General features: G+C 34.7%; 2 protein-coding genes. Both read right to left on the minus strand.

Annotation, left to right across the window (positions count from 1 at the left end):
* Positions 1-563 precede the first annotated feature (563 nt).
* On the minus strand, positions 564-2,492 hold the full coding sequence (locus BCT49_RS05725; RefSeq protein WP_102434488.1) for an ATP-binding cassette domain-containing protein: 1,929 nt from the start codon (positions 2,490-2,492) through the stop codon (positions 564-566).
* Between the two features lie 54 nt (positions 2,493-2,546).
* On the minus strand, positions 2,547-3,506 hold a 960-nt coding region (locus tag BCT49_RS05730; protein WP_133151651.1), incomplete at its 5' end, for an Ig-like domain-containing protein.

A 3,506-nucleotide genomic window follows, 5' to 3' on the forward strand; every position in this document is an offset into this window, starting at 1 on the left:
ATTACGCAACAAAGCCCATCATAACCTGCAACTTCACTAAAATGAGGGCTTGAATACTTAATTATACTAGAAGTGTCAGTAACTGAAATTAAATTATAATTATCTGGATATTGGTATTCATAATACATTTTTTTCTCTTTACATTTAAAAATATTGGAAAATTTTGCTAATATATTTAATTTGTGGTTAAGCAAACCATAGTAAAGAAACACATCGAATCTCTAGCCATAAATACTCATGGGTTTTAATTAATCACTAAATAAACCCGACGATTATAATGTGCATTACTAATAAATTTTGTAGGAATAGGATTATTTTCAGGGAAGTTTTGTTGATCTAAAAAACGAAAGGTTATTTATAAGTAACGCACAAACGTACATTTCTTTCTTGTTAAATGGTAGCTCCACTTCTGAAGCTACCATTTCCTTGGAAAGAACACTGATTAGATACAATGTCAAATACGGGTAGTACTCGCTAATCTCAAAAAAATGGGACTAGCAATTGAGTTTAAAGTAAGTTGCACCAGTAAGAGGTAAAGCCGTTAATGCCATAACCTCACCGCGTTACACCTGGGAAGACAAGGTGCCCCTGTTAATTTCATATACAACATCACAAGCCGATAAAATTGATTCGTTGTGACTAACCATTATTGTAATCGCATTGCTATTGTACTTTCTCATATATTCTATTGATCGCGATATATCTCCTTTTGACATGTTCACTAATACTTCATCAAACACGTATAACAAAGATCTATCTAAAAGTGACATCATGAACAAGAGTCTTCTCTTCTGCCCTGTTGACATCGCTATGTTTTCTATATCATCAACATATAGCGATTGATAATCAAACACTCTATCACCAAAGCACTCTTTTAAAATATTATTAATAATTTTACTCGAAGTGCAATTCCTAAATAAGAAATTTTCATATAATGAACCAGATAAGAAGCTAGCCTCAGAAGATAAATAGCTAACTTTAGTCTCAAAAAAATTGTTATCGATAACATTCATATCTACTCCATCATATTCGACCTTACCTTTGTAGTCCTTATTTATTCCCAATATACTTTTGAGTAACGTCGACTTCCCACTTCCAACGGGACCTTTTATGCCATACAAAATACCTTTGTGAAATTTCAAGTTTATACTTTTCAATAGAGTTTTCTGATCGCAACTTAGCGTTAAGTTTGATACTTTAATTTTATCAAGTTCTTCTATATTCATCCCTATCTTACTCACATTTGACTCTAGAACCTCTTCAGTAAACAAGCCTTCCATTGATTGATGCAAATGAATAAAACTCGCTTTTAAATAAGAAAGTCTAGTGACAATTTGAGACATCAATCCCGAGAGACGTGAGCTAATGATAAAAAGAACTATCATATATGCAGGGTTTAACTCTGATGCAGATATAGAGACAAAACTAATGAAAAACAACACAAACAATGCCAAAAATGACACCATCTTTGTTAGCTCATCCCAAAAGAAATTAAATCTAGTAATTTTATCCTCATAATGCTGAGAGACCCCATAAACCCGTAAGTACTTAGAAAAAACACTAAATTTGTTAATAAATGGAATACTATCTCTATGAAATACATTAGATATCCTAAGTTTCAAAACATCATTCGATGAGCTTTCCTGCTCAATCAAATATTTATATAACTTTGAACGGTATAGATAAAAAATCACAAAAACCACAGCGTAAAATAATAAAAAGTACACACTAAGCCAAGATACAAAAATACTAAGAGTGACAAAAAACATGATAAATGACAATATATCACATGCTATATATGGTATAAACTCCCATACCATCTTCCTATATTGCTCAACGGTTTTTATACTGTGCACAGCAAAAAAACCCTTATACCTTGATGTAAATCCAAGGATATAAGTTTCAAATTTTAGAGCCGATTCTCCATTTGCTTGAATGCATTTGTCTTTAATATATTTTTTTGCAAAAAACTCTAAAACATAAGCAAAAAGAAAAAAAACACTCACAACGATCAGTGTCGAAACCGAGCTGGAATAAATAAGCCTAGTATTAAAAATATTCGTGTAAATCGGCGTAATTAAAGCAAAAGGTGTTAACAAAAGTAAAAACAAGGACCAAACAGGAGTAAAATTAACGATATCAGAAACTAAATCAGATGGCTTTTTTATCTTCGATATACTTCGAATGGAAAAAAACCTACATCCAATATAGTTATCCAGTTCAACTTGACCTAAACGATTATAATATAATCCATTAGCATATTTAATCAACTCATAAATGCCATTAACACTAACCACAAAGGGTGAGTTTATCTTTGTGTTATGAGAGATTTGATTAGAAATTATCTTGTATGAAAACAGGCTATTATCAAATTCCTGCTCCATCTTCTTAATTATCAACTCTTCTCCGACGGTATGGCCTAATTTTTTACCCAACGATTGTGGATGTTTTATACCTAACTCATTAGCTAGACTTAAGAATGTGTTAATCATTTAGCGACCTAAAGGGTTAAAGGCCAAAAATATATTGGCCTTTATAATTATTAATTAAAACTCGTGATGGTTATCAAACAGCTCAAATTCATTTATCGCCACGTAATCTAGCTGAGGCTGTTGTGCTACAGCAGTACTAGACGTAGATTCCATATTATTATTTTCGGTCTCATGACTCGAAGACTCAATAATATTAATAGAGCTTACTTCAACATTTCCATCATCATTAACCTGTTGGCCTAAATCATTAGTGTAACCTAATTGATACTGATAAACGCCTCCATTAGAAAATTCTGTCTTGATAGCCCAATCACCATCATCATCAGAAAACGTTTGATATTCCTTGCCGCCAACGTTCAACGTTACCTCGGTATTAGGCTTGCTCTCACCGCTGAATACTTTATTTTCCAATAGGTTTCCAGCTTTGTCGGTAACAGACGCTTCCCAAGTATATTCTCCATTCGGTAAACCGTTAGAGTCTACAGACCAAGATCCACTTGAGTCAGAATCCGCTGACAAAGAATATGTATCGCTAGTTCCGGTATTCGTTAGCTTAATACTTATTGACGAATCGGGTTCCGCTGAACCACTAAACTCGGGTTGACTATCGACCAAACCATCTGCGCTATTTGTCAACGAAGCATCAAATCCGGTATTTTTTGTATCTAGAGTGAACTCAAGGACTGCCGAATCTGATGCGTTACCCGCTAAATCGATCTCTCGGACAGTAATGGTGTTCGCACCTTCAACCGCAACAGGCTTGTCAGTAACCCAGCTCCCTCCGACTAGATACTCTATACGATTGCCTGATTCGCTTGGCGTGACTGTAAACTCACCGTCATTGGTGTACTTATCATCTACCACGCTACCAGTGTCATTCGCTAAAGCTATTGTCGGTGCATCTGGAGCTGTTGTGTCTAGAGTGAACTCAAGGACTGCCGAATCTGATGCGTTACCCGCTAAATCGATCTCTCGGACAGTAATGGTGTTCGTACCTTCAACCGCAACAGGCTT

Source organism: Vibrio lentus, assembly GCF_002875945.1.
Lineage (GTDB): Bacteria > Pseudomonadota > Gammaproteobacteria > Enterobacterales > Vibrionaceae > Vibrio > Vibrio apostichopi.